This is a genomic window from Nostoc sp. UIC 10607 (assembly GCF_047228265.1).
In the GTDB taxonomy this organism is placed as follows: domain Bacteria; phylum Cyanobacteriota; class Cyanobacteriia; order Cyanobacteriales; family Nostocaceae; genus Nostoc; species Nostoc foliaceum_A.
Genome location: NZ_JBIQNW010000217.1, coordinates 1 through 875 on the forward strand (window position 1 = coordinate 1; position 875 = coordinate 875).

Below are 875 nucleotides of genomic sequence, written 5' to 3' on the forward strand. Positions count from 1 at the left end.
CACTAATGTATAAAATATCCTTTCCTAAATTTTACTCATCTCAATAATTTTTTTGCACTTGTGAGAAATCCGGGTAACAACTCTAATAAGCTAAACTCCACACCTGTCAACCGAATGCGTTGCTCATTTTTATGAAGTTGCCGCTTACTTGTATCGATTTTCAGGTCGCCTGCATGAATTATCCCAGAGTTAGGAATAGTATTGATACTGGTTTTGTGTGAGCGCCGTTTTAGTACGCAGGCAATTCGAGCTTCTAGTTCTTTGGGTGAGAAAGGTTTCGTCATGTAGTCATCAGCACCTAGCTCCAGTCCAGTGATCCGATCTGCTACATCTGCCAATGCTGTTAGCATAATAATTGGTACATCTGATTGTTTCCGTAATTCTTGACAGACACCGTAGCCATCCAGCTTTGGCATCATTACATCCAGAACTATCAAATCAGGAGTTAAGAGACGAAAAGCTGACAAAGCTTCTTCGCCATCACTAGCTGTAACTACGCTGTAGCCAATCATTTCTAGTAGTGTACCAACCCAAAATTGCTACGTGGAGGTAAGCAAGGGAGCAGGGGAGCAGGGGAGAAGGGGAGAGATTGTATAAGTTAAGTTCTTTCCCCTCTGCCCCTCCGCTCCTCTGCTGACCACAACGCAAAGTTTCCTTGGCAGACTACTAGACGCGTCTGTAAAATTCGGCGAATGCTGGCTTCGTCATCTACTACTAAGATTGTGCCTTTATCACCTGATAAGTTTCTCAACGCTGTTCCTAATGAGCGAGAACTCTCAACCATCTATTATCTGTTTATTAGGAGCAACTGCACAGGCGGCACTGCCACCCGCTATGAATAAAAGAAACTATTTTGAGGCGACTAGTGAACGGGT

The 875-nt window shown here is 43.7% G+C and carries 1 protein-coding gene and 1 pseudogene; both read right to left on the reverse strand.

The genetic code is table 11. The features are described 5' to 3' along the window. Positions 1 to 74: 74 nt before the first annotated feature. A pseudogene (locus ACEYW6_RS36480) lies at positions 75 to 524 on the reverse strand (response regulator); the annotation flags it as partial. A 74-nt stretch (positions 525 to 598) separates the two neighbouring features. Next, positions 599 to 751, reverse strand: a complete 153-nt coding sequence (locus tag ACEYW6_RS36485) for a hypothetical protein (RefSeq protein ID WP_412983651.1) — start codon at positions 749 to 751, stop codon at positions 599 to 601. Positions 752 to 875 lie beyond the last annotated feature (124 nt).